Origin of the sequence: Sphingomonas prati, assembly GCF_014643515.1 — a bacterium.
In the GTDB taxonomy this organism is placed as follows: Bacteria; Pseudomonadota; Alphaproteobacteria; order Sphingomonadales; family Sphingomonadaceae; genus Sphingomonas_R; species Sphingomonas_R prati.
The window spans coordinates 208478-232133 of sequence record NZ_BMJP01000001.1; the positions used below are offsets into that span (position 1 = coordinate 208478).

Below are 23656 nucleotides of genomic sequence, written 5' to 3' on the forward strand. Positions count from 1 at the left end.
GACGTGCCGTCCCTGCGACGACCGGGGTTATCGCGCCGCCCGCGACGTGGCATCAGGTGGCCTTGCGGGGTGACCAGGGGATGATGATGCGTTCGACGATCGTGGCGGCGATGCTGCTGGCGGCTCTGCTCCCCGCCGCCTCCGCGTGCCAGGCGCAGGATTCCGGGCAGTACGAGACCGCACCTGATCCGCGCGACGCCGCGTTCCGCGCGTTCCTGACCAACCTGCGGCCGCGCGCACTGGCCGCCGGGGTCAGCGCCCGCACGCTCGACCAGGTCTTCCCGACCCTCACGTTCAACCCGCGCGTCATCACGCTCGATCGCGGCCAGCCCGGCGGCAACCCGGCGACCACGAACAGCACGCCGTCGATCCCGGCCTTCGCCCCCTATCAGCGCACGCATGTCGATGCCGACCGCATCGGCCGCGGCCGGACGCGTTATGCCGAACTCCGCCCGCGGCTGCAGCGGATCGAGGCGCAGACCGGCGTGCCGGGGCCGATCATGATGGCGATCTACGGTCATGAGACCGGCTATGGCCGCGTGGTCGGCGATTTCGATCTGCTCCGCTCGCTCGCCACGCTGGCGTTCGAGGGGCGCCGCCGCGAACTGTTCACCGCCGAATTCATCGCCACGCTGAAGCTGCTCGAAAGCGGCATCCCGCGCAGCACGCTGAAGGGCAGCTGGGCCGGTGCCACCGGTTACCCGCAATTCCTGCCGAGCATGTACCTGCGCCTCGCGGTCGATGGCGACAGCAACGGACGCGTCGATATCTGGAACAGCGAACCCGACGCGCTGGCATCGATCGGCAATTACCTGTCGAAGGCCGGGTGGAAACCGTCCGTCCCGTGGGGCGTCGCGGTCCGCGTGCCGGCCGATCTCGACCGTACCGCGCTCCGTTCGAAACTCTCATCGCCGCGCTGCCCGCGCGTCTACGACCGCCAGAGCCGCTGGCAGACGATCGGCGAGTGGCGGCGGCTGGGCGTCCAGTTCGTCGGCTACCCGGTGCCCGCGGACGGCGAACAGGCGAGCCTGATCGAACCGGACGGTCCGGGCGTCACCGCCTATCTACTCACCACCAACTACCGCTCGATCCTCGACTATAACTGCTCCAATTTCTACGCACTGTCCGTGGGTCTGCTGGCCGATGCCGTCCAACGTTGAGCGGGCGACCGGCGCGGCATTGCTCACGGCGTTGATGCTGGCCGGATGTGCCGGCGGATCGGACCGGGGCGGGGGGGCACGCCGCTACCGCCCGGTCGCCGATCTACCGGTCCGGATCGGCAGGCCCTACACCGTCCGCGGCCGCACCTATGTTCCGGCGGAGGACCCGACCTACGACGCGGTCGGCATGGCATCGTGGTACGGCTCCGAATCGGGCAGCCAGACTGCGAACGGCGAACGCTTCCGCCCGGACTGGATCGGTGCCGCGCATCGCACGCTGCCGCTGCCGAGCTATGTCGAGGTGACCGCGCTGGCGACCGGCCGCACGATCCTGGTCCGGGTCAACGATCGCGGTCCGTTCGCGTCTGACCGCATCATAGATCTGTCGCGCGGGGCGGCGCGGCAACTTGGCGTCGAGCGGACCGGTACGTTCCGCGTCCGCGTCCGCCGCGTCTTCCCCAGCGAGCGTGACCGTGCCGCCCTCCGCGCCGGCCGCTCGACCGGCCTCCGCGCTGGGTCGACCGCACCGCCGCCCCTGCCAGCCCCGCCACCAGCCTATCCGGCACTCGGCGCGCTACACGTCCAGGTCGCCACCCTGTCCGACCCCGACCGCGCCGAACAACTGGCGCGCGACCTCGGCGGCACGACGCTTGCCGTCGGGAACCTCGTCCGCGTCCGGATAGGCCCGATCGCGGAGGCGGACGCGCAAGCGACGCTGGCGCGGGTCCGGGCGGCGGGCTATCAGGACGCCAAGCTGGTCCGCGATCCCGCTCCGATATCAAACATGGAACCTGCACGATGAAGCGTCTTCTTCCCGCGATCCTGCTGCTCGGCACCGCCGCCCAGGCCGCCGCTCCGCCGTTCGATACGCCGGCCCCGGTCGCCTATATGAAGGACCTGTCGTCCGGCGCGGTCCTGTACGCCAAGGACGCCGATCGCCGCATGCCACCGGCGTCGCTGGCCAAGATGATGACGGTCTACGTCGCGTTCGATCTAATCAAGAAGGGCGAGCTGAAGCTTAACCGCATGGTCACCGTGCGGCCCGAGACGTGGCGCCGCTGGCACGGTCCGGAAGCCGGATCGACCATGTTTCTGTCGCCGAACGAGCAGGTCAGCGTCGAGAATCTGCTGAACGGCATCGTGACGCTGTCCGGCAACGATGCCTGCGTCGTGCTGGCCGAGGCGATCTCCGGCACCGAACCCGCGTTCGTGTCGCTGATGAACCGCCGCGCCGCCGAACTCGGCATGCGCAATTCGCAGTTCGGGACGTCGAACGGCTGGCCCGACGCCGGCCGCACCTATGTGACCGCCAAGGACCTTGGGACGCTGGCCGAAGCGACGATCCAGAACCATCCCGATCTGTACAAAAAGTTCTACAGCCGCACCTCGTTCACCTGGGGCAAGACGATGGGCGCGGGTGCGGCGATCACGCAGCAGAACCGCGATCCGCTGCTCGGCCGGGTCGAGGGCGCGGACGGCCTCAAGACCGGCCATACCGAGGAGGCCGGCTACGGCTTCACCGGCTCGGCCAAGCAGGGCAACCGCCGGCTCGTCATGGTCATCGCCGGGTTGACCTCGTCGGGTCAGCGCCAGGAACAGTCGGTCGCGTTCATGAACTGGGGCTTCGGCGCCTGGTCGTCGAAGCCGATCGTCCGCAAGGGCGCGCATGTCCAGGATGCCGAGGTGCAGGGCGGCGACGCGCGCACCGTCGCCCTCGTTGCACCAAACGACCTCGCCGTCACCGTGCCCGCCGGCCTGGGCTCTGACCTGCGCACCCGCGTCGTGTACCAGGGGCCGATCGCGGCACCCTTTGCGGCCGGGCAGCATGTCGCCGACCTCGTCGTCACCGGCCCCGACATGGCGCCGCAGCGCCTGCCGCTGGTCACCGCATCCGCTGTGGAAGAGGCAGGCTTCTTCGGGCGGATCATGGCCGGCTTCCGTCGACTGTTCGGGTTGGCGTGAGCCCCGCTGGGCCCGGCCGCTTTATCTCGCTCGAGGGCGGGGAGGGGGCGGGCAAGTCGACGCAGGTCCGGGCACTCGGCCAAGCCCTGCGCGCGCGTGGCCTGACCGTCGTCGAAACCCGCGAACCGGGCGGCAGTCCGGGCGCCGAGGCGATCCGCCGGCTGCTGCTCGAAGGCACCGCGGATCGCTGGACCGCGCGGACCGAGGCGCTGCTGTTCGCCGCCGCCCGTGCGGACCATGTCGCGCGCACGATCCGCCCGGCGCTGGAGGCGGGGCAGTGGGTCCTGACCGACCGCTTCCTCGACAGCTCGCTCGCCTATCAGGGCGGCGCGGACAGCATCGGCGCCGAGGCGATCCGCATGCTGCACACGATCGGCAGCGAAGGGCTGCTCCCTGACCGGACGCTGCTGCTCACCCTGCCGCTCGCCGAAGCGACGGACAGGGCCGCGGCACGCGATGCTGGCGCCGCCGACCGGTTCGGGGCGCGCGACCCGGACTATCACGCCCGCGTATCGGACGCGTTCCTTGCGCTGGCAAAGGCCGACCCCGCCCGGTTCCGTATCGTCGACGCCAGCGGACCCGCCGCGACGGTCACCCAGCGGCTGCTCGACGCGATCGACGCCCCGGCATGATCCAGCCGATCGGCCATGACGCGAACGTCGCCGCGCTCCAGACGGCGGCGAACAGCGGCCGGCTCCACCACGCCTGGCTACTGGCCGGACCGGAAGGGGTGGGGAAGGGGCTATTCGCCCGCGCCGCCGCGACCTGGCTGCTTGCGGACGCCGCCGGGCCGCGACCCACGGGACCGGGCTTCACCGTCGATCCCACGCACCGCATCGCGGCACTGATCGCGGCCGGCAGCCACCCGGACCTGCGCATCGCCGAACGGCTGTTCCGCGAGAAGACCGGCGACCATGCCCGCAACATCTCGATCGAGCAGGTCCGCTCGCTCAATGGCGTGTTCGCAACCACCGGCAGCATGTCGCCACGCCGGATCGTCATCATCGATTCGATCGACGACCTGGAGGCAAAGGCCGCCAACGCTCTTTTGAAATCATTGGAGGAACCACCCGCGGACGGCCTGTTCCTGCTCGTCACGCACGCGCCCGGCCGGTTGCTCCCGACGATTCGCTCGCGCTGCCGCATGCTTCGCTTCGGCCCGCTGGACGACAGCGCGATGACCGCAGCGCTGACACAAGCCGCGCCGGACCTGTCGCCGCAGGAGCTGGCTGCGCTGATCCGCGCCGGCGACGGTTCCCCCGGCCGCGCGCTGCGTTTCGCCGGGCTCGACATTGCCTCGATCGACGAGACGCTCGACCAGCTCATCACGCGCGGCGACCCGACCAACGCGCTTCGCAATCGCTTCGCACGCACCATGGCCACCAAGGCGGCGCAACCGCGGTTCGAGGCGTTCCTCGATCGCGCGCCCAGCCGCTTTGCCTCCGCCGCGCGCGGCCGCACCGGCCCGGCGCTCGAACAGGCGCTGCAGGCGTGGGAACGGGTGAGGGGCGTCTCGGCCGCCGCCGTCGGCCTGTCGCTCGACCCGCAAACCACCGCGTTCGAGATCGCGACGCTCGCGGCAAGCCTTGCCCCCGCCGTCGGCTCGGCTAAGGACCGCGCATGACCGATCCCTATTATATCACCACCGCGATCAGCTACCCCAACGGCCGTCCGCACATCGGCCACGCCTATGAAGCGATCGTCACCGATGCCATCGCGCGCTACAACCGGCTTGCCGGGCGCGACGTGTATTTCCAGACCGGCACCGACGAACATGGCCTGAAAATGGACCAGGCAGCGCGCGCCCGCGGGATCGACGCACGCACGCTGGCGGACGAAATGTCGGGCTATTTCCGTGAGATGGCGGACACGTTTAACATCTCCTATGATCGGTTCATCCGCACGACGGAGGCCGCCCACCACCATGCCAGCCAGACGCTGTGGCAGGCCATGGCCGACGCCGGCGACATCTACGCCGACCGCTACGAAGGCTGGTACTCGGTCCGCGACGAGGCGTTCTACGACGAGAAGGAACTGGTCGACGATCCCAACGGCGGCGGTCGCCTGTCGCCGGAGGGATCGCCCGTCGCGTGGACCGCGGAGGAGGGGTGGTTCTTCCGCCTGTCCGCGTTCCAGGACCGGCTGCTCGCGCATTTCGAAGCCAACCCGGACTTCATTCAGCCGGAGAGCCGCCGCAACGAGGTAATCGCCTTCGTCCGCGGCGGGCTGCGCGACCTGTCCATTTCACGCTCCAATTTCGACTGGGGCGTGCCGGTGCCGGGCAGCGCGGACCAGGTCATGTATGTCTGGGTCGACGCACTGACCAACTACCTGACCGGCGCGGGCTATCCCGACGATCAGGAGCGGATGGCGCGCTGGTGGCCCGCCGACTTGCATGTGATCGGTAAGGACATCGTCCGGTTCCACGCGGTCTACTGGCCCGCCTTCCTGATGTCCGCGAACCTGCCGCTGCCCGCCAAGATCTTCGGCCACGGCCACGTCCTCGACCGCGGCGTCAAGATGTCGAAGTCGCTCGGCAACGTCGTCGATCCGCAGGAACTGGCGCAGCGCTACGGCGTCGATCCGGTACGCTACTTCCTGCTCCGCGAAGTCAGCTTCGGCCAGGACGGCAGCTATGCCGCCGACGCGATCGTGACGCGCTCGAACGCCGATCTCGCCAACGGGCTCGGCAATCTTGCGCAGCGCTGCCTCTCGATCATCGCCAAGAATTGCAATGCCTTGGTCCCGGAACCTGCCGCCGGTTCGGAGGATCCCGACTTGGCCGGACAGGCCACGCGCGCCGCGGTCGACGCGGCGATGGCGCAACTCTCGCCCAACCGCGCGCTCGAGGCGATATGGGAAGCGGTCGGCGACGCGAACCGCTACTTCGCCGACAACGCGCCGTGGAGCCTGCGCAAGACCGACCCGGCCGCTGCCGACACGATCCTCTACTACACGGCCGAGGCCGTCCGCCGCCTTGCCATCCTCGTCCGCTGGGCAGTGCCGGCCAGCGCGGATCGCCTGCTCGACCTGCTCGCCCAACCCGCGGAGGCTCGAGATTTCGCCGCGCTCGGCACCGCGATCGCCCCCGGCACGCCGCTGCCGCCGCCCGTGGGCGTGTTTCCCCGGCTGGAGGACGAAAAGGCAGGGTGACGCGCCGCGGGGCAGTCCCTATCTGCAGGGCATGTTTGCCGATAGCCACTGCCACCTGAACTATCCTGGCCTCGTCGAGGACCAGCGCGCGGTGATCGACCGGGCGCAGGCCCGCGGCGTCACCGCGATGCTCAACATCGCCACGCGTGAAAGCGACTGGGACGCGATCATCGCCACCGCGGACTGCGAACCGGGCGTCTGGGCCACGGTGGGCATCCACCCGCACGAAGCGGACGCGCATCCCGACGTCGGCACCGCGCGGCTGATCGAAGCCGCCACGCACCCGCGCGTGGTCGGGATCGGCGAAACCGGGCTCGACTATCATTACGACCATAGCGACCGCGACCAGCAGCGCCGCAGTTTCCGCGCGCACATTGCCGCATCGCGCGACACCGGCCTGCCGATCATCGTCCACACCCGCGATGCGGAGGACGATACCGCCGAAATCATGGCGGACGAGATGGGGAAGGGGGCCTATCCCGGCGTCATCCACTGCTTCACCGCGTCCGCAGAGTTCGCCACCAAGGCCTTGGCGTTAGGCCTTTATATCTCAATCTCGGGCATCGTGACGTTCAAGAACGCTAGGGACCTTCAGGCGATCGCCACGACATTGCCAGCGGACCGGCTTCTGATCGAAACCGATGCGCCGTTCCTTGCACCGGTCCCACACCGCGGCCGCCCCGGCGAACCGGCGTTCGTCGCCGACACGGCCGCTTTCTTGGCACGCCTGCGCGGCGTGCCTGTCGAAGAGCTGGCGGCACAAACCCGCGCCAACTTCTTCACCTTGTTCGACAAGGCCGCCGCGTGAAGCTGACGATCCTCGGTTGCGGCACGTCGTCCGGTGTCCCACGGATCGGCAACGACTGGGGCGCATGCGACCCGGCCGAGCCGCGGAACCGCCGCACGCGGGCCGCGATCCTGATCGAAAGCGCCACGACCCGCATCTTGATAGATTCCGGCCCCGACATGCGCGAGCAGCTGCTCCGCGCGGACGTCGGCACGTTCGATGCGATCATCTGGACCCACGACCACGCCGACCACACCCACGGGATCGACGACCTGCGACAGGTCTTTCACAACCGCCGCTCGCGAATCCCGGCCTATGCGCGGCCCGCCACGATGGCATCGCTCACCACGCGGTTCGGCTATGCATTCGACGGCAAATCCGGGTATCCGGCCACGCTCGCCGGCCAGGAACTGCGCGACCGAACCGTCATCGGCGACATCGTGATCGATGCGGTGGACCAGCCCCACGGACGCACCCAAAGCGCTGGTCTGCGCTTCTCGCAACCCGGCAGTACAATCGGATATGCCACCGATTTCAGTGACATGACGGACGATATGGCCACGCTGTATCGGGGCCTCGACCTCTGGGTCGTCGATGCGCTGCGCCGTGCGCCGCATCCGAGCCACCCGACGCTCGATCAGACGCTCGGCTGGATCGCCGCGTGCCGACCGGGGGAGGCGATCCTGACCCATATGGACCAGTCGATGGACTATGCCGACCTGATCGCGACGCTGCCGGCTGGTGTTGTGCCCGGACATGATAGCCTCACGAGACAGATCGTATGACGGCCGACGACGGCGTGCAGGCGGGCTATCTCGCGCTGATCCTGGTGTTCGTTCTGCTGTCGCTTGCGGCACGGCGGCTGCCGCTGGGGAGGGTGATCGGCTATCTGCTGTCCTGGGCGGCGATCATCGCCGGGGCCTATCTGCTGTTCGTCAACCGCGATGCGTTCCGCCCGATGTTCGACCGGGTCACGACCGACCTGCGACCGGCGACACCACAGATCGTCGGCAAGACTGTGCGGATCGCGATGTCGCCCGACGGGCATTTTTGGGTCGATGCCACGATTGGCGGCGACAAGGTCCGCTTCCTCGTCGACAGCGGCGCGACCATGACCGCCATCTCGGCGGAGACGGTGGCCAAGGCCGGGATTAAGACCGACGATCGCCGGCCGATGATCCTGCGCACCGCCAACGGCGACATCCGCGCGGACCGGCTGACGATCCCGCTGCTGACGGTTGGGTCGATCCGCGTCGAGGATCTGGGCGCAGTGACGTCGTCGGGGTTCGGGGGCATCAACGTGCTCGGCATGAACTTCCTGTCCGGGCTGCAACGCTGGGGCGTCGAGGATCGCACGCTGATCCTCACTCCGAAGGCGTTGATTTAACATAATATATATTATCAGACTTAAGGTGATGGATGAACCTGTTCGATAAACTCGTCCAAGTCATGGCCACCCTGCGTGGTCCAAACGGTTGTGACTGGGACCGTGCGCAGGATTTCGCGTCGATCGCGCCGTACACAATCGAGGAAGCCTATGAGGTCGCCGATGCCATCGCGCATGACGACATGGCCGCGCTCCGCGACGAACTCGGTGACCTGCAGCTTCAGGTCGTGTTCCATGCGGCCATTGCGGCCGACCGCGGCGCGTTCACGATCGACGACGTGCTCGCCGGCATCGTCGACAAGATGGAACGCCGCCACCCGCACATCTTCGGCGACGGCCCGCGCCTTGACTGGGAAACGCTCAAGGCTGGTGAACGCGACGACGCACAGGTGACCGGCGCACTGGCTGGCGTCGCGCTCGGCATGCCCGCCCTGCTCCGCGCCGCCAAGCTTCAGAAACGCGCCGCCCGCGTCGGGTTCGACTGGCCCGATGCGGTCGGCCCACGCGCCAAGATCGACGAGGAACTGGCCGAGGTCGAACAGGCGACCGATCCCGACCATCGTGCCGGGGAAGTCGGCGACCTGCTCTTCGCCATGGTTAACTGGGCTCGTCACCTCGGCGTCGACCCCGAGGCCGCCCTCCGTACCGCGAACGGCAAGTTCGAACGGCGCTTCGCGGCGATGGAGGCGCTCGACGCGGGTTTCGCGGAGCGCAACCTGGACGAGCAGGAAGCCTTATGGATTCAGGTCAAACGTGCCGAGCTGCCCGTTCAGACCTGACGCCGCGCCTGGAACCGGTCCCACTCGGTCTCCGTCATCCGCACATCGACCAGCATCCGGTCACCCTCCGGATCGCTCGACACCACGTCGCCATGTGCGTGAAGCCAGGCCAAATCCGCTCCGTCGCCCGCATCCAGATCGAGATGCCGCAACCGCGCGCCCTGCGTCAGCCGCGCGGACACCGCATCGCGCAACGCCGCGACGCCATCCCCGGTCAGCGCCGACACGACCGCGACATCGTCGCGCAACGCCGCCTCGTTCGCCGCCGCGTCCACCAGCGAAGGTTCGAGCAGATCGATCTTGTTCCAGACCTCGAAGATCGGAGCCCCCTCCTCCCCGCTGATCCCGATCTCGCCCAGGACAGTCAGCACATCGGCGGCCTGCGCCTCGCTGTCCGGATGCGACATGTCACGGACGTGCAGGATCAGATCGGCCGCCACGACCTCCTCCAGCGTCGCGCGGAATGCCGCGACCAACTGCGTCGGCAGGTCCGAGACGAACCCCACCGTGTCGGACAGGATCGCCTTGTCGATGCCCGGCAACCCGATCTGCCGCATCGTCGGGTCGAGCGTCGCGAACAGCAGATCCTCCGCCATCACGGCGGCACCCGTCATGCGGTTGAACAGCGTCGACTTGCCGGCATTGGTGTAGCCGACGAGCGCGATCGTCGGCCACGGCGCCTTCTGGCGACGCGAGCGGTGCAGCGTTCGCGTCCGCGCGACCTGCTCCAGTTCGCGCTTCAGCTTGGCGATCCGGTCGCGGATCAACCGGCGATCCGCCTCGATCTGCGTCTCGCCGGGGCCGCCGAGGAAGCCGAAGCCGCCGCGCTGCCGTTCGAGATGGGTCCAGCTCCGCACCAGACGCCCGGCCTGGTAGTCAAGATGGGCCAGTTCGACCTGCAACCGGCCCTCGGCGGTCGCGGCACGCTCGCCGAAGATTTCCAGGATCAGTCCCGTCCGGTCGATGACCTTCGCGGACAGCCCCTTTTCGAGGTTACGCTGCTGGATCGGCGACAGCGCCGCGTCGACGATGACCAGCTCGGCCTCCGCCATCCGCGCCGCGGTCGCCAGATTCTCGACCTGCCCCGACCCGAACAACGTCGCCGCCTTGGGCTCGCGCAACTTCACCGCGATCCGGTCGACCACTTCGATCCCGATCGCCGCCGCCAGCCCCGCGGCCTCGGCCAGCCGCGCCTCGGTCGTGCGCGCATTCTCACCGCGTTCGGGCAGGGCGACGATCGCCCTCGCCCCACGCGTTACGCCGTCCGCATCACGATCGAAGCCGCTCAATCCGCATCCTCCGCGCTATCGTCCACGCCGCCGAGATAGATCGGGTTCGCCGGCTGCACCGTCGAGATCGCATGCTTGTAGACGAGCTGCGACAGCCCATCGCGCCGCAACATCATGCAGAACAGGTCGAATGCCGCGATTTCACCCTGCAACATCACCCCGTTGACGAGGAACATCGTCACCGGCTCACGCTGCTTGCGCACCGCCGACAGGAAAATCTCCTGCAGCAACGTCGCCTTGCGTTCCTCGAACGAAGCCTCGACTTCGCTCAGATCGACCATCTGCGCGGGCATGACGGTTGAGATCGCATGCTTGTAGATCAGCTGGGACTGCCCGTCGCGCCGCAGCAGCACGGAGAAATTGTCGAACCAGGTGATGATGCCTTGCAGCTTCACACCCTTCACCAAGAACATCGTCACCGGTGTCTTGGTCTTGCGTAAGGTGTTCAGGAAGATGTCCTGAAGATTGTTGACCTTTTCGGCCATGGTGCCGGTCTCCGGTCTTGGCGGGCCGTAAGCCCGCGGGGTGCACCCTGACAGGTGTCGGTACGCCGGGACACCACGTCCCGACGCTTAATATGTAGGGTGGGTGGGCCGAAACGTAAACGCCCGGGCGGCGATCACTCGCCGCCCTCCTCCTTCGCCTCGGCGAGACCGAGTGTCTTGAGCTTCCGGTGGAGCGCCGACCGCTCCATCCCGATGAACGTCGCGGTGCGGGAGATATTGCCGGAAAAGCGCCGGATCTGGACGCGGAGATACTCGCGCTCGAACGTCTCGCGCGCCTCCCGCAGCGGCGTTCCCATGATCGATTTCGACGCGCTGGTCGGCGCGAACTTCTCTTGGTCGGACATCACCTCCGGCGGCAGCATGTCGACGTCGACCCGCCCGATCCGGTCGCCCGGCGCCATGATGATCGTCCGCTCGACGATGTTGCGCAGCTGGCGGACATTGCCCGGCCAGTCATAGGATTGCAGTGCGGCATAGGCCTCGTCCGACACCTTCGGCGTTGCGACCCGCCGTTCGGAGGCGTAGCGCGCGACGAAATGATCGACCAGCGCCGGAATATCCTCGCGCCGGTCGGTCAGCGACGGCAGGTGAACCGGCACCACGTTCAACCGATAATAGAGATCCTCGCGGAACCGCCCGGCGGCGATCTCGGTCGGCAGCGTGCGCGCGGTGGCGGACACGACGCGCACGTCCACCTTCACCGTCCGCCGCCCACCGACGCGGGCGAAGCTCTGGTCGGTCAGGACGCGCAGGATCTTGGCCTGCGCGGTCAGCGGCATGTCGGCGATCTCGTCCAGGAACAACGTGCCACCGTGCGCCTGCTCGAACAGGCCGGGACGGACGGTGCCGTCCCCGTCCTCCACGCCGAACAGTTCCTCCTCGACCCGCTCCGGCGTCATGCGCGCGGCCGACACCACGATGAACGGCGCCGAATCGCGCGTGCTCCACATGTGCAGCAGCCGGGCGGCGACCTCCTTGCCGACGCCGGCCCCGCCGGTGATCAGCACGCGGCTACCGGTGCTCGCCACGCGCTTCAGCGTCGCGCGCACGGCGTTGATCCCGATCGAGCTGCCGGTCAGCTCTTCTTCCTGCCCGATCTGCGCGCGCAGCGAGGCGTTCTCGCGCCGCAGCCGATCGGTCTCGGTCGCGCGCGACACGAGCAGCAGCAGCTTGGCCGCCTCGAACGGTTTCTCGATGAAATCGGCCGCCCCGCGCCGCACCGCGGACACCGCGGTATCGATATTGCCGTGGCCGGAAATCACCAGCACGGGGAGCGACGGATCGCGCCGCTTGATCTCGTCGAGCAGGTCCAGCCCGTCGAGCTTCGAATCCTTCAACCACACGTCCAGCAGCACCAGCGACGGGCGGCGTTCGTCCAGCGCGGCCAGGCACGCGTCGCTATTGGCGGCGACCCGCGTCTGGTACCCCTCATCCTCCAGCACACCCGCGACGAGTTCGCGGATGTCCTGTTCGTCGTCGACTACCAATACGTCCAACGCCATCGATCAATCGGCCTTCGTTCGAGTAAGCTCGGGAAACGGCGCATCGCGTCCGCCCCCGTCGGTATCTTCTTCGTCGACATCGGCATCGGACATGGGTGCCAGTGTCGCTGCGTCGAAACACAGCCTTACAACCGTTCCGCCGCCCGGGCGATCCTCGAAGCCGATCGTTCCGTGATGTTCCTCGACGATCTTTTTCACGATCGCCAGGCCCAGCCCCGTGCCGCGCGTCCGCGTGGTCATATACGGTTCCGTGATGCGCTCACGCTCCGGCGGCAGGCCGATCCCGTTGTCGATCAGATCGATCAGCAAGCGCTCGTCCCCGTCCGCCATCGGATGGACCAGCAACCGGATCTCGCCCTCCTCCGCCCCCGCCGGCCGCGCCTCGATCGCCTCGGCCGCGTTCTTGACGATATTGGTCAGTGCTTGACCGATCTGGCGACGGTCGCAGACAAGGTGCGGCGAGGGTTCGGCCGCATCGACGACGAACCGGATCGACGGATGTGCAACCTCGTGCAGGAACATCGCCTGCCGCGCGATCTCGGCGACCTCCTCGTCGCGAAACACGGGCTTGGGCATCCGCGCGAAGGAACTGAACTCGTCCACCATCCGGCGCAGGTCACCGACCTGCCGGACGATCGTCTGGGTCAGCCGTTCGAACGTCGCCGGATCGGACTGGATCTCGCGTCCGTACCGGCGTTGCAGCCGCTCGGCCGCCAGCTGGATCGGGGTCAGCGGATTCTTGATCTCGTGCGCGATCCGCCGCGCGACATCCGCCCAGGCGGCGCGACGCTGATCGAGCAGCTGCTGCGTGATGTCGTCGAACGTCAGCACGTCGTCCTCCGCCGTGCGGACGCGCTTCACCGCCAGCGTCCGGACGTCGCCGGCACTGGCCATCCGCACCACCGCCTGCCGGTCGCCCGACCGGCGGAACGACTCCAGCTCCGGCGACACCGCCCCGAGCGGACGACCGACCGGGCTCAGCCCACCGGTCTTGAGGAGTTCGGACGCGGTCGTGTTGACGATCCGGATATGGCCGTCCGCCCCGACCGACACGACGCCGGCCGTCACACCGGACAGCACCGCCTCGATCAGCGAACGGCGGCTCTCCGCCTGCTCGTTCGCGGCGACCAGTGCGCCGGTCTGTTCCGACAGGCGGCGCGTCATGCGGTTGAACGCCATCGCGAGCGTGCCGACCTCGTCCTGCCCGCGCGGCATCTTCACCCGCACGGACAGGTCGCCGCCCGCTACGCGCCGCGCGGCCCCGACCAGCTCGCCGACCGGCCGCACGAACCGGTCCGCCACCGCCAGCGCAACCCAGATCGCCCCACCGACGATCAGCAGCGAAACGAGCAGCAGCGCGGCATTGAACTGCAACTGCAATGACTTCGACCGGTCGAGCAGCGTGTTGTACTCGGTCAACGCTTCCCGCCCGCGCGAGAATTGCTGCAGCACCAGCGGCTTCACGGAGCGCGACGCGTAGAGATAGGTCCGGCTGGCCGGATCGAACGCGATCGTCCCCTCGACCCGGTCGCCCGATGCAAAGGACGTCAGCGGCTCATTGTTGCGGAGCTTCGGCAACGCCGATGGGGGCAGCCGTTTCTCCAGCGGCCGCTGGTCGAGCGACCCGATCAGCATGCGCGGCACGCCGTCGATCCCGACCTGGATCAGCGCGACCTCCCCGAACTGGCGGTAGGCGATCTGTTCGGCGACGAAGAACTGCATGCGCTGGTCCTGCAACGGCACCTGGCTGGCCGCGAGCCGGAAATCGGTGCGCGACGCGACGATATCCTCGGCCAGCCGCTTGCCGTTCTCGCTGATATAGGCCTGCGCCACCTTGTCGCTGTTCTCCAGCACCGCGCGCGCGCGGTTCGAAAACCAGAACTGCACGCCGTACTGGAACAGCAGCGACGCGAAGATCACCACCAGCAGCGTCGGCACACTCGCCACGACCGAGAACAGCGCGACCAGCCGGACGTGCAACCGCCCGCCCCCGCCGATCGGCGAGGCCGCTGCGCGCCGCATCGCCACGCGCCGCGCCCACAACACCATCAGCGAAATGATCGGCACCAGATTGGCGACGAGCAGCAGCGCCACCATCGGCGGGGTCAGCAGGCGATCCTGGTTGCCGCCCTGGGCGATCGCGAAATAACTCGCCAGCGCGATACCGATCGCGGCGATCACCACCAGGATCTCGATCAGCCGAAGCATGCGCCGCTGACGGATCAGCGTGAACAGTCGGCGCCAGCGGGGCGCGCGTCGCAATTGCCGGATAGGTAAAGCCGTCATCGACTCACAGTCATATCAGGTTGTTGCGCCTTTGCCACACCCGCCTGCACTGGGCCCGATCACGCGTCTCCACCCGCGTCCGCGCGGCGCAGATCGGACGGCTCGATCCCGAGCGCACTCAACTTCTTGCGCAACGTGTTGCGGTTGATCCCGAGCATCCGCGCGGCGCGCAACTGGTTCCCCCGCGCCGCGACCAGCACGTGACGCAGCAGCGGCCCCTCGAACGCCGGCAACAACCGCTCGTACAGATCGTCCGCGTCGGGCGAGGCGTTGCCCCCGCCGAACCACCCCGCCAGCCACCGATCGATCACGTCGGCCAAGGCGCCGTCCGGATCGCCGGCCTCCTCCGACACGCCCGTCCCACCGCCCAGTTCCTGGTCGAGCAGTGCCGCCGCAATCACGTCCGCGCGCGCCAGCACCGCGGTCCGGCGCATGACATTCTCCAGCTCGCGGACATTGCCCGGCCAGTCGTGCCGCAACAGCCGCGCGCAGGCCTCCTCGCTCAGATGCTTGCGCGGCAGTCCGTCCGCCGCTGCACGGTCAAGGAAATGTCTTGCCAAATCAATGATGTCCGAGCCACGTTGACGAAGCGGTGGCAAGCGCACCGGTACCACGTTCAGCCGGTAATAGAGGTCCTCGCGGAAACGCCCCGCGGCGATCAGCGTGGTCAGGTCCTTGTGGGTCGCCGCGATCACCCGCACGTCCGCCACGATCTGCCGCGTGCCGCCGACCGTCGTGAACGCGCCAGCCTGCAAGACGCGGAGCAGCCGGGTCTGCGCGTCGATCGGCATGTCGCCGATCTCGTCGAGGAACAACGTGCCCCCCTGCGCCTGTTCGAACCGCCCGACGCTGCGTTGCGCCGCCCCGGTGAACGCGCCGCGTTCATGCCCGAACAACTCGCTCTCGATCAGGTCGCGCGGGATCGCCGCCATGTTGATCGCCACGAACGGCCGCGCCGCGCGCGGTCCCAGGTCGTGGATCGCCTGCGCGACCAGTTCCTTACCCGTCCCGCTTTCGCCCAGCACCAGCACGGTCAGGTCGTTCGCCACCACCCGCGCGATCGTACGATACACATCCTGCATCGCCGGCGACCGGCCGATCAGCGGCAGCCCGTCCGTGTCGACATCCGTGTCCGGGGCCATCGCGTCGCGCCGCCCGATCGCCAGCGCCGCCTCGACCGATCGGCAAAGTTCAGCCAAATCGAATGGCTTGGGCAGGTAATCGAAGGCGCCTTCTTCGGTCGCGCGCACCGCGGTCGCGAGCGTGTTCTGCGCCGACATCACGATCGCGGGCATCTGCGGCCGCAACGCGATGAGCCCGGCGAGCATATCGAGCCCATTGCCGTCCGGCAGGATCACGTCGGTGATCAGCACGTCCGGTTCGAACGCGGGAATCCGCGCCCGCGCTGCCGCCAACGTCGGGGCCAGCTCCACGCTATGCCCCGCCCGCCGCAACGCTTCCCGCACCACGGTCCGGATTGCCGCATCGTCGTCTACGACCAATATGCGCCCGCTCATGCCCGCGCCCCGACCCGGGGCAACAGCATCCGCACGACCGTCTTCGGCGGGTTCCCCTCGCGCACGAACTCCACCACGCCGCCATGATCGGCGATCAGCTTGTCGACCAGCGCCAAACCCAGCCCACTCCCGCTGCGCTTCGACGTCACGAAGGGATCGAACAGATGGTCGGCGATATCGTCCGGCGCGCCCGGCCCGTCGTCGATCACGCAGACCTCGATCGGCAACGCTTGCGGCGCATCCGCGCTCGTCCGCTTGGTCAGCCCAGAACGATACCCCGTGGTCAAAGCGATCTCCCCGTCGCGCCCGTCGAGCGCCTCGACCGCATTCTTGATCAAGTTGACAAACACCTGGACCAGCGCGTCGCGGTCGCCGAGCACGGGCGGCAGCGACGGGTCGTAATATTCGCGGATCCGCACCGCGCCGGCAAAGCCTTGCTCCGCCACGTCGCGGGCATGCGCCAGGATCGCATGGATATTCTGCGGCGACCGAACCAGCGGCCGGCTGTCGGTGAACCCCTCCATCCGGTCGATCAGCCGCGCGATCCGGTCGACCTCGTCGCGGATCAGCCGGGTCAGCGACGCGGTCGCCTCGTCCGCCCGGTCGAGCAACTGGGCCGCCCCGCGGATCGCGGACAGCGGGTTCTTGATCTCGTGCGCCAGCATCGCGGCGGCGGCGGTCGCACTGCGCTGCCCACCGTCGCGGCGTGCCCCGATCGGCCCGGCAGAGCGCGGATGCACCGTCAGCACGCGCCACCCGGCCTCGATCGCCAGCGGCGCCGCGGTCACGTCCGCCACCACCCGCCGCCCGCCGGGCAGGGTCAGGACCTGATCATAGGCCGCATAGGGCGCAGCGACCGGCGCCCCCGTCGGCCCCGGACCGATCAGATCGTCGATCCGCCGCCCGACGAGCATGTGGCGCGACAGGTTGAACAGTGTCTCGCTGGCCGGGTTCGCCTCGCGAACATAATCGCCCTCGTCGATCGCCAGGCTCGGGATCGGCCCGGCGGCGAACAGCGCGGTTGCAAGCGGTCCGGCGCTCACGCCGCCGCGCGGCACAGCCAGGGTTCGTAGAACTGTTCGAGCATCGCCAGCACGACCTTCGGGTCGGCTTCCTGGTTCGCGCGGTTGCGGAACTCGGCCGATCCCTCGAGGCCCTTGGTGTACCAGCCGATGTGCTTGCGCGCCATGTTGACGCCGATCTCGCTGCCATAATGGTCGAGCATCGCGTGGTAATGCCCGACGATCATCGCATATTGTTCCGCAATCGACGGGTCCGCCCGACGCTCACCGGTCGCCAGATAGCGCATGACCTGTGACAGCAGCCACGGCCGCCCGTAAGCGCCGCGTCCGATCATCACGCCGTCCGCGCCGGACTGGTCCAGCGCCTCGACCGCATCGTCGATGCTGTTGATGTCGCCGTTTGCGATCACCGGGATCTTGACGGCATCCTTCACCCGGCGGATGAACTTCCAGTCCGCGGTGCCCTTGTACATCTGATTCCGCGTCCGCCCGTGGACGGTCACCATCGCGACGCCCAGACCCTCCGCGATCCGCGCCAGTTCGGGCGCGTTCAGGCTGTCGTGATCCCACCCCATCCGCATCTTCAACGTCACCGGCACGCTGACGGCCTTGACCGTCGCATCGATGATCGCGGCTGCATTGACCAGATCACGCATCAGCGCCGACCCCGCATCACCGTTGACGATCTTGCGGACCGGGCAGCCCATGTTGATGTCGATGATCGCCGCCCCACGATCCTCATTCAGCTTCGCGGCCTCCGCCATCTCCCGCGCAGTACAGCCGGCCAGCTGCATCGACACCGGCTCCTCGACCGGGTCCCACGCCGCCTTCTGCAGCGACTGGCGCGTCTCGCGGATCATCGCCTGGCTGGCGATCATCTCGGTCACGTTCAGCCCCGACCCGTAGCGCCGTACGATCCGCCGGAACGGCAGGTCCGTGACGCCCGTCATGGGCGCGAGGATGACGGGGTTCTCGATCCGCACGGGACCGATGTCGATCGGGGACAGCATGGCAGGCACCGCGCACATATGCCCGAAAATGAGGCAGAGCGCCAGATGGATAACCGGCTGGCGGCCCGCACCCGGCTCCGCTAGGCACGCGGCATGGAGCATCCGCGTACCACCGCCCTGATCGTCGCCGCCGGATCCGGTCTCCGCATGGGCGGCGGTCCGAAGCAATATGAGCCACTTGGCGCGTCTTCCGTCCTGGCCCAGGCCATCGACGCGTTCCTGCGCTACCCGGGGATCGACGCGATCCGTGTCGTGATCGGCCCGGACCAGCATGCCGCCTACGCCGTCGCGATCGGCGACCGCCCGCTACCCCCGCCCATCGTCGGTGGCGCCACGCGTCGCGAGTCCGTTGCGGCGGGCCTCGCCGCGGTCAGCGGTGATCGCGTCCTGATCCACGACGCCGCCCGCCCGATCGTCCCGGCAGCGGTCATCGATCGCCTGCTGACGGCGCTCGACTCCAATGACGGCGCCGTCCCCGTCCTGCCAGTGTCGGACACGCTGGCGGCTGGTGGAGAGACGCTCGGCCCCGTCACACCTCGTGCGGGCCTCGTCCGCGTCCAGACCCCGCAGGCGTTCCGGCTCGCCGCGATCGTCGCCGCGCACGCCGCATGGGACCCTGCGAACGAGGCTACCGACGACGCTCAGATGCTGCGCGCCGCCGGCGGCACGGTCGCGACCGTTCAGGGCGACCCCGCGCTCGACAAGCTGACCCATCCGCAGGATCTCGCCAACGCCCGCTCGCGGATGCTCGTCGTGCGCGTCGGCTCCGGGTTCGACGTCCACGCCTTTGCGCCCGGCGACCATGTCATCCTGGGCGGCGTCGCGGTGCCGCACGGGTTCAAGCTGCTCGGCCACAGCGATGCCGACGTCGTGCTGCATACCATCACCGACGCGATCCTGGGCGCGATCGGCGACGGCGACATCGGCGACCATTTCCCGCCGAGCGATCCACAGTGGAAGGGCGCCGCGTCCGACCGCTTCCTCGTCCACGCGCGAGAGCTCCTTACCGCACGCGGCGGCATCCTCGACCATGTCGACGTCACGATCATTTGCGAGGCGCCGAAGGTCGGTCCGCACCGCGCCGCAATCCGCACCAACATCGCGCGTCTGTTGCAGCTTTCCGAGAAGCGGATTAGCGTGAAGGCGACGACGACCGAACGGCTCGGGTTCACCGGCCGGGGCGAAGGGATCGCGGCGCAGGCCGTGGCCACCGTGCGATTGCCGGAGGACGAATAGATGCCGTCGAAGACCCCTATCGCACTCCTGCTTGCCGCAACGCTCGCCGGCCCGGCCCTAGCGCAGAGCGATTGCCTGACCGAGGCGGAGGGCCGCTCCGTCGTCGCCTACGCGCTGCCCGCTGCGATCGAGGCGACGGCGGCACGATGTCGTCCGGCCCTGCCCGCCTCCGCTTGGCTCAACCGCGGCGGCGCCAGCCTCGCGGCACGCTACCGGCGCGACGGCGGCGGCAACGCGGCCGCAGCACTGCCGGTGTTCGAGAAATTGTCCGGGCAGCAGGTCCCCGACATGCTCGACCCGTCGACCGTCACCAACATCGTCGAAAAGCTGATCTCCGACCGGATCGGGACCGCCGTCGCGACGCGCGATTGCGCCGCGGTCAGCCGGATCGCCGAACAAATCAGCCCGCTGCCGATCGGCAACGTCGCGGCGCTGCTCGTCGGGCTGGTCCAGCTCGACCGCAGCCTCGCGTCGCGCACCGGTATTTCGATCTGCCCGACGTCCACGGCCGGAGCGCGCTGACATGCCCGACACCCTCCTCCCCCCCGAACTGGTCGAGGCCGCGCGCCGCGTGGTCGCCGCAAACCTCGCGCTCGGCCGGCGCATCACCGTCGCCGAAAGCTGCACGGGCGGGCTCGTCTCCGCGGCGCTGACCGAGATCCCCGGCTCGTCCGCGGTGTTCGAGGCCGGCTTCGTGACCTACGGCGATACTGCCAAGGTCGACCTGCTCGGCGTCAGCAGCGAAGTGGTCGAAACGTTCGGCGCCGTCTCGATCGCGGTCGGCTGGGCCATGGCACGCGGTGCGCTCGCCCGCAGCCGGGCGGACGTCGCGGTCGCCATTACCGGCATCGCCGGCCCCGACGGCGGAAGTGTCAAGAAGCCGGTCGGCACCGTTGTGTTCGCCCGCGCCGACAAGGACAGCGACCCGGACGAGGTCACCGCCGACATGCGCCAGTTCGAAGACACCGGCCGCGCCGGCATCCGCCTTCACGCGGCGTTGTGTGCGCTCGACTTGCTGATGCCGGGCGCATCGCTCGACCCGTAGAGCACCGCCGCCCGTTCCTCGAACGCGCCAATCATCTTGCGCAGCGCGCGTTCGAACACCTGCCCCGCAATCGCCTCGAAGATCCGCGACCGGAAAGCGAAGTCGACCTTGAAATCGATCAGCGTCCCGCCGGCACCGTCCGGCCGGAACGTCCAGTCGTTGATCAGATGCTCCAGCGGCCCGTCGACATATTCCACGCTGAGCCGCTCAGGACGCGTCTTCGTGACCTTCGACGTGAACGATTCGCGCAACGCCTTGAACCCGACGACCAGGTCCGCGATCATCTCGGTCCCACTGTTCGAACGCACCCGCACCGCGACTACCCAGGGCAGGAATTCACGGTACCGCCCGACGTCGGCCACCAGGTCGAACATCTGCTCCGGGCTGTACGGCAGGTGCCGCGTCTCGCTATGCCGCGGCATCAGCGCTTGGCCAGCTTGGCCTCGCGCGCGGCGCGCAGTTTCGCGAAGTCGTCACCGGCATGATAGCTCGACCGCGTCAGCGGGCTCGCCGCGACCAGCGCAAAGCCTTTCGCCCGCGCGATCGACGCATAGGCGTTGAACGCGGCCGGTGGCACGAATTCTGCGACCTTCGCGTGTTTCGGCGTCGGTTGCAGATATTGTCCCATCGTCAGGAAATCGATCCCGGCGGAGCGCATGTCGTCCATCACCTGATGGATCTCCAGTCGCTCTTCGCCCAGCCCGACCATCACGCCCGACTTGGTGAAGATCGACGGATCGAGCCGCTTTACCTGCTCCAGCAGCCGCAGCGAGGCATAGTAGCGCGCGCCGGGCCGGATCGTCGGGTACAGCCGCGGCACCGTCTCGAGATTGTGGTTATAGACGTCGGGGCGCGCAGCCACGATCGCCTCGATCGCGCTGTCCGCCTTGTTGCGGAAATCGGGGGTCAGGATCTCGATCGTCGTGCCCGGCGTCGTGCGGCGCAGCGCCTCGATCACCTTCACGAACTGGCTCGCGCCACCATCCGGCAGGTCGTCGCGGTCGACCGACGTCACGACAATATGCTGCAACCCCATTTGCGCCGCCGCATCCGCGACGTTCTGCGGCTCCATCCGGTCCACCGCGCGCGGCATGCCCGTCTTCACGTTGCAGAATGCGCATGCGCGCGTGCACGTGTCGCCCAGGATCATGACGGTCGCGTGCTTCTTGCTCCAGCATTCGCCGATGTTGGGGCAGGCCGCTTCCTCGCACACCGTGGTCAGGCTTTTGGATCGCATCAGCGCGCGCGTTGCGGCCACGACCGCACCGGTCGGCGCCTTCACGCGGATCCAGTCGGGTTTGCGGACGCGGCCCGTGACGAGGGCTTCAGCGGGGTTGGGCACCATCTGGTTCATGCTACGTTAGATAGCGGCAGCGGGAGCGGCTTGCCACCCCTGCCCGTTATCAAAGGGAGATAGTATGACTGGAATCACCCCGCTCATCGACGGCTATCGTCGTTTCAAGAAGACCGGCTGGGACGATCAGCGCGAACGTTGGGAGACGCTGGCCAAGGGGCAGAGCCCCAAGATCATGATCATCGCCTGCTCCGACAGCCGCGTCGATCCCGCGACCATCTTCGACGTCGCGCCCGGCCAGACCTTCGTGGTGCGCAACGTCGCGGCGCTCGTGCCGCCCTACGAAACCGGCGGCGGCTTCCACGGCGTCTCCTCCGCGATCGAATTCGCGGTGACGCAGCTCGAGGTGACCGACGTGCTCGTGCTCGGCCACGCCTCCTGCGGCGGCTGCAAGGCCGCGCTCAGCCGCACCTTCGAAGGGTCCGATCACGGCCACGGCGCCTTCATCGACTCCTGGATCTCGATGCTCGCCGACGTGCGTGACGAGGTCATCGCGGAGAAGGGCCCAGATGCCGGCGCCGAAGCGGTGACCGAGATGGAGCATCGCGCGGTCGGGGTCAGCCTCGACAACCTCAAGACCTTCCCGTTCGTGCAGGACCGGCTCGACGACGGCCGCTTGAAGCTGCACGGCGCATGGTTCGGCATTGCCGAGGGCGACCTGCTCGTCCGCGATCCGGAAACTGGGGCGTTCAACCCCGCATGATCGCACGGGAACGGGAGGATGCGGCCCCGCGCCGCTTCCTCCCGGAACTGGTGCTGGTCGGGATCACCATCCTGTGGGGTGGCACATTCCTCGTCACCAAGATCGGCCTGGCGGACAGCGGGCCGTTGTTCTTCGTCGGGTCGCGCTTCGCCATCGCCGCGATCCTGCTGGCGGTCCTGTCACCCGGCCTGCTGCGCGGCTGGACCGTGCGAGACATTCTCGCTCCGGCCTTGATCGGATGCACGATGGTCGCCGGCTATGCGTTGCAAACAACCGGCCTGCAATCGATCCCGAGCAGCATGTCGGCGTTCCTGACGGCGCTCTACGTGCCCTTCGTACCGCTGTTGCAACTGGTCCTGTTCCGGCGTGTACCGGGCGCGATGGTCTGGGCCGGCATCGTCATGGCATTCTTCGGCCTCGTCCTGCTCGCCGGGCCGGCCACGATCGCGACACTGACGCTCGGCTACGGCGAACTGCTCAGCATCCTGTCGGCGCTCGCCTTCGCGTTCCAGATCCTGTTCATCGGCCGCTTCGCCGGCGTCGTTGATCCGCGCCGCGCGGCGCTGGTCCAGCTCGCGACCGTCGCGATCGGCTCTTATGCGCTGATGCCTCTGACGGGCGAGCATCTGCCCGCACTGACGTCGCCACTGATCGCCTGCGCGCTTGCGCTCGGCGTGGCCAGCGCAGTGATCCAGGTCGCGATGAACTGGGGCCAGGCCCACGTCGCCCCGGCGCGCGCGACGCTGATCTACGCCGCCGAACCGGTCTATGCCGGCTTGATCGGCTGGATCGCCGGCGAACGCTTCACGCAGTTCGGGCTGGTCGGCGCGGTACTCATCGTGTCGAGCGTGGTGGTGAGCGAGTTGAAGCTAAAGCGCGACTAAAAGCCCATCAGCCCCTCTCCTTCAGGGGAGGGGTTGGGGTGGGGCTGACATCTTCACGCCGGTGAGGTCGTAGG

General features: G+C 68.3%; 24 protein-coding genes. 15 read left to right on the forward strand and 9 right to left on the reverse strand.

Going from position 1 to position 23656, the window contains the following annotated elements; genetic code table 11:
* The first annotated feature begins 86 nt into the window (after positions 1 to 86).
* The 10 genes from IEX50_RS00930 to mazG are packed head-to-tail and all read left to right on the forward strand — an operon-like array spanning position 87 to position 9228.
* Positions 87 to 1160 carry a lytic murein transglycosylase gene (locus IEX50_RS00930; RefSeq protein ID WP_157177587.1) on the forward strand — a complete coding sequence of 358 codons (1074 nt, stop codon included), beginning with the start codon at positions 87 to 89 and terminating at the stop codon, positions 1158 to 1160.
* Positions 1144 to 1962, forward strand: coding sequence for a septal ring lytic transglycosylase RlpA family protein (locus tag IEX50_RS17715; protein WP_157177588.1), 819 nt, complete (start codon positions 1144 to 1146; stop codon positions 1960 to 1962). Before IEX50_RS00930 ends, IEX50_RS17715 begins: the two co-directional genes overlap by 17 nt.
* Positions 1959 to 3122, forward strand: a complete 1164-nt coding sequence (locus IEX50_RS00940) for a D-alanyl-D-alanine carboxypeptidase family protein (RefSeq protein ID WP_157177589.1) — start codon at positions 1959 to 1961, stop codon at positions 3120 to 3122. Before IEX50_RS17715 ends, IEX50_RS00940 begins: the two co-directional genes overlap by 4 nt.
* Positions 3119 to 3754: a dTMP kinase gene (tmk, locus tag IEX50_RS00945; protein ID WP_157177590.1), complete on the forward strand. Its 636-nt coding sequence runs from the start codon at positions 3119 to 3121 to the stop codon at positions 3752 to 3754. The genes IEX50_RS00940 and tmk overlap by 4 nt, the downstream gene beginning before the upstream one ends.
* The gene (locus IEX50_RS00950) at positions 3751 to 4746 is read left to right on the forward strand and encodes a DNA polymerase III delta subunit-related protein (RefSeq protein ID WP_157177591.1); all 996 of its coding nucleotides are present in this window, start codon (positions 3751 to 3753) and stop codon (positions 4744 to 4746) included. Before tmk ends, IEX50_RS00950 begins: the two co-directional genes overlap by 4 nt.
* A complete protein-coding gene (metG, locus tag IEX50_RS00955; RefSeq protein WP_157177592.1) occupies positions 4743 to 6275 on the forward strand; it encodes a methionine--tRNA ligase in 1533 nt (510 codons plus the stop codon). Before IEX50_RS00950 ends, metG begins: the two co-directional genes overlap by 4 nt.
* Positions 6276 to 6306: 31 nt before the next feature.
* A complete protein-coding gene (locus IEX50_RS00960) occupies positions 6307 to 7083 on the forward strand; it encodes a TatD family hydrolase (RefSeq protein WP_157177593.1) in 777 nt (258 codons plus the stop codon).
* A complete protein-coding gene (locus IEX50_RS00965; RefSeq protein ID WP_157177594.1) occupies positions 7080 to 7847 on the forward strand; it encodes an MBL fold metallo-hydrolase in 768 nt (255 codons plus the stop codon). The genes IEX50_RS00960 and IEX50_RS00965 overlap by 4 nt, the downstream gene beginning before the upstream one ends.
* Positions 7844 to 8449, forward strand: coding sequence for a retropepsin-like aspartic protease family protein (locus tag IEX50_RS00970; RefSeq protein WP_157177595.1), 606 nt, complete (start codon positions 7844 to 7846; stop codon positions 8447 to 8449). The genes IEX50_RS00965 and IEX50_RS00970 overlap by 4 nt, the downstream gene beginning before the upstream one ends.
* Before the next feature lie 38 nt (positions 8450 to 8487).
* Positions 8488 to 9228 carry a nucleoside triphosphate pyrophosphohydrolase gene (gene mazG / locus IEX50_RS00975; RefSeq protein WP_195826163.1) on the forward strand — a complete coding sequence of 247 codons (741 nt, stop codon included), beginning with the start codon at positions 8488 to 8490 and terminating at the stop codon, positions 9226 to 9228.
* On the opposite strand, the gene hflX is transcribed toward mazG, so the two are convergent.
* The 7 genes from hflX to dusB form a co-directional block, all read right to left on the reverse strand.
* Positions 9219 to 10517 (reverse strand): GTPase HflX, encoded by a 1299-nt coding sequence (gene hflX / locus IEX50_RS00980; protein WP_157177597.1) that lies wholly within the window; start codon positions 10515 to 10517, stop codon positions 9219 to 9221. The genes mazG and hflX overlap by 10 nt on opposite strands.
* Positions 10514 to 11056 (reverse strand): RNA chaperone Hfq, encoded by a 543-nt coding sequence (gene hfq, locus IEX50_RS00985; RefSeq protein ID WP_260160542.1) that lies wholly within the window; start codon positions 11054 to 11056, stop codon positions 10514 to 10516. The genes hflX and hfq overlap by 4 nt, the downstream gene beginning before the upstream one ends.
* Before the next feature lie 80 nt (positions 11057 to 11136).
* Positions 11137 to 12525: a nitrogen assimilation response regulator NtrX gene (ntrX, locus tag IEX50_RS00990; protein ID WP_157177599.1), complete on the reverse strand. Its 1389-nt coding sequence runs from the start codon at positions 12523 to 12525 to the stop codon at positions 11137 to 11139.
* Positions 12526 to 12528: 3 nt separating this feature from the next.
* The gene (locus IEX50_RS00995) at positions 12529 to 14811 is read right to left on the reverse strand and encodes a sensor histidine kinase (protein WP_157177600.1); all 2283 of its coding nucleotides are present in this window, start codon (positions 14809 to 14811) and stop codon (positions 12529 to 12531) included.
* 59 nt (positions 14812 to 14870) lie between these two features.
* Positions 14871 to 16328 (reverse strand): nitrogen regulation protein NR(I), encoded by a 1458-nt coding sequence (ntrC, locus tag IEX50_RS01000; protein ID WP_157177601.1) that lies wholly within the window; start codon positions 16326 to 16328, stop codon positions 14871 to 14873.
* The gene (locus tag IEX50_RS01005; protein ID WP_229673561.1) at positions 16325 to 17371 is read right to left on the reverse strand and encodes a two-component system sensor histidine kinase NtrB; all 1047 of its coding nucleotides are present in this window, start codon (positions 17369 to 17371) and stop codon (positions 16325 to 16327) included. The genes ntrC and IEX50_RS01005 overlap by 4 nt, the downstream gene beginning before the upstream one ends.
* Positions 17368 to 18378, reverse strand: coding sequence for a tRNA dihydrouridine synthase DusB (gene dusB, locus IEX50_RS01010; RefSeq protein WP_157177678.1), 1011 nt, complete (start codon positions 18376 to 18378; stop codon positions 17368 to 17370). Before dusB ends, IEX50_RS01005 begins: the two co-directional genes overlap by 4 nt.
* A 75-nt stretch (positions 18379 to 18453) precedes the next feature.
* On the opposite strand from dusB, the gene IEX50_RS01015 reads away from it, so the two are divergent.
* From IEX50_RS01015 to IEX50_RS01025, 3 genes are read left to right on the forward strand one after another with little or no spacing between them, the layout of a single operon-like run.
* A complete protein-coding gene (locus tag IEX50_RS01015) occupies positions 18454 to 19596 on the forward strand; it encodes a bifunctional 2-C-methyl-D-erythritol 4-phosphate cytidylyltransferase/2-C-methyl-D-erythritol 2,4-cyclodiphosphate synthase (RefSeq protein WP_157177602.1) in 1143 nt (380 codons plus the stop codon).
* Positions 19597 to 20118, forward strand: coding sequence for a hypothetical protein (locus tag IEX50_RS01020; protein ID WP_157177603.1), 522 nt, complete (start codon positions 19597 to 19599; stop codon positions 20116 to 20118).
* A gap of 1 nt (position 20119) precedes the next feature.
* Complete coding sequence (locus IEX50_RS01025) at positions 20120 to 20641, forward strand: CinA family protein (RefSeq protein ID WP_157177604.1); 522 nt, start codon at positions 20120 to 20122, stop codon at positions 20639 to 20641.
* On the opposite strand, the gene IEX50_RS01030 is transcribed toward IEX50_RS01025, so the two are convergent.
* Complete coding sequence (locus IEX50_RS01030) at positions 20584 to 21063, reverse strand: type II toxin-antitoxin system RatA family toxin (protein WP_157177605.1); 480 nt, start codon at positions 21061 to 21063, stop codon at positions 20584 to 20586. The two genes, IEX50_RS01025 and IEX50_RS01030, sit on opposite strands and share 58 nt — an antisense overlap.
* Complete coding sequence (lipA, locus tag IEX50_RS01035) at positions 21063 to 21995, reverse strand: lipoyl synthase (protein ID WP_184075088.1); 933 nt, start codon at positions 21993 to 21995, stop codon at positions 21063 to 21065. The genes IEX50_RS01030 and lipA overlap by 1 nt, the downstream gene beginning before the upstream one ends.
* 64 nt (positions 21996 to 22059) lie before the next feature.
* Here lipA and IEX50_RS01040 point away from each other — a divergent pair, with 64 nt between their 5' ends.
* Both IEX50_RS01040 and IEX50_RS01045 read left to right on the forward strand, forming a co-directional pair.
* Positions 22060 to 22698 (forward strand): carbonic anhydrase, encoded by a 639-nt coding sequence (locus IEX50_RS01040; RefSeq protein WP_157177606.1) that lies wholly within the window; start codon positions 22060 to 22062, stop codon positions 22696 to 22698.
* On the forward strand, positions 22695 to 23582 hold the full coding sequence (locus IEX50_RS01045; RefSeq protein ID WP_157177607.1) for a DMT family transporter: 888 nt from the start codon (positions 22695 to 22697) through the stop codon (positions 23580 to 23582). The genes IEX50_RS01040 and IEX50_RS01045 overlap by 4 nt, the downstream gene beginning before the upstream one ends.
* Positions 23583 to 23656 lie beyond the last annotated feature (74 nt).

Coding starts and splice junctions, on each gene's coding strand:
- IEX50_RS00930 (WP_157177587.1), top strand. CDS start 87: ATGCGTTCGACGATCGTGGCGGCGATGCTGCTGGCGGCTCTGCTCCCC.
- IEX50_RS17715 (WP_157177588.1), top strand. CDS start 1,144: ATGCCGTCCAACGTTGAGCGGGCGACCGGCGCGGCATTGCTCACGGCG.
- IEX50_RS00940 (WP_157177589.1), top strand. CDS start 1,959: ATGAAGCGTCTTCTTCCCGCGATCCTGCTGCTCGGCACCGCCGCCCAG.
- IEX50_RS00950 (WP_157177591.1), top strand. CDS start 3,751: ATGATCCAGCCGATCGGCCATGACGCGAACGTCGCCGCGCTCCAGACG.
- metG (WP_157177592.1), top strand. CDS start 4,743: ATGACCGATCCCTATTATATCACCACCGCGATCAGCTACCCCAACGGC.
- IEX50_RS00960 (WP_157177593.1), top strand. CDS start 6,307: ATGTTTGCCGATAGCCACTGCCACCTGAACTATCCTGGCCTCGTCGAG.
- IEX50_RS00970 (WP_157177595.1), top strand. CDS start 7,844: ATGACGGCCGACGACGGCGTGCAGGCGGGCTATCTCGCGCTGATCCTG.
- ntrX (WP_157177599.1), bottom strand. CDS start 12,525: ATGGCGTTGGACGTATTGGTAGTCGACGACGAACAGGACATCCGCGAA.
- IEX50_RS00995 (WP_157177600.1), bottom strand. CDS start 14,811: ATGACGGCTTTACCTATCCGGCAATTGCGACGCGCGCCCCGCTGGCGC.
- ntrC (WP_157177601.1), bottom strand. CDS start 16,328: ATGAGCGGGCGCATATTGGTCGTAGACGACGATGCGGCAATCCGGACC.
- dusB (WP_157177678.1), bottom strand. CDS start 18,378: ATGTGCGCGGTGCCTGCCATGCTGTCCCCGATCGACATCGGTCCCGTG.
- IEX50_RS01015 (WP_157177602.1), top strand. CDS start 18,454: ATGGAGCATCCGCGTACCACCGCCCTGATCGTCGCCGCCGGATCCGGT.
- IEX50_RS01020 (WP_157177603.1), top strand. CDS start 19,597: ATGCCGTCGAAGACCCCTATCGCACTCCTGCTTGCCGCAACGCTCGCC.
- IEX50_RS01025 (WP_157177604.1), top strand. CDS start 20,120: ATGCCCGACACCCTCCTCCCCCCCGAACTGGTCGAGGCCGCGCGCCGC.
- IEX50_RS01030 (WP_157177605.1), bottom strand. CDS start 21,063: ATGCCGCGGCATAGCGAGACGCGGCACCTGCCGTACAGCCCGGAGCAG.
- lipA (WP_184075088.1), bottom strand. CDS start 21,995: ATGAACCAGATGGTGCCCAACCCCGCTGAAGCCCTCGTCACGGGCCGC.
- IEX50_RS01040 (WP_157177606.1), top strand. CDS start 22,060: ATGACTGGAATCACCCCGCTCATCGACGGCTATCGTCGTTTCAAGAAG.
- IEX50_RS01045 (WP_157177607.1), top strand. CDS start 22,695: ATGATCGCACGGGAACGGGAGGATGCGGCCCCGCGCCGCTTCCTCCCG.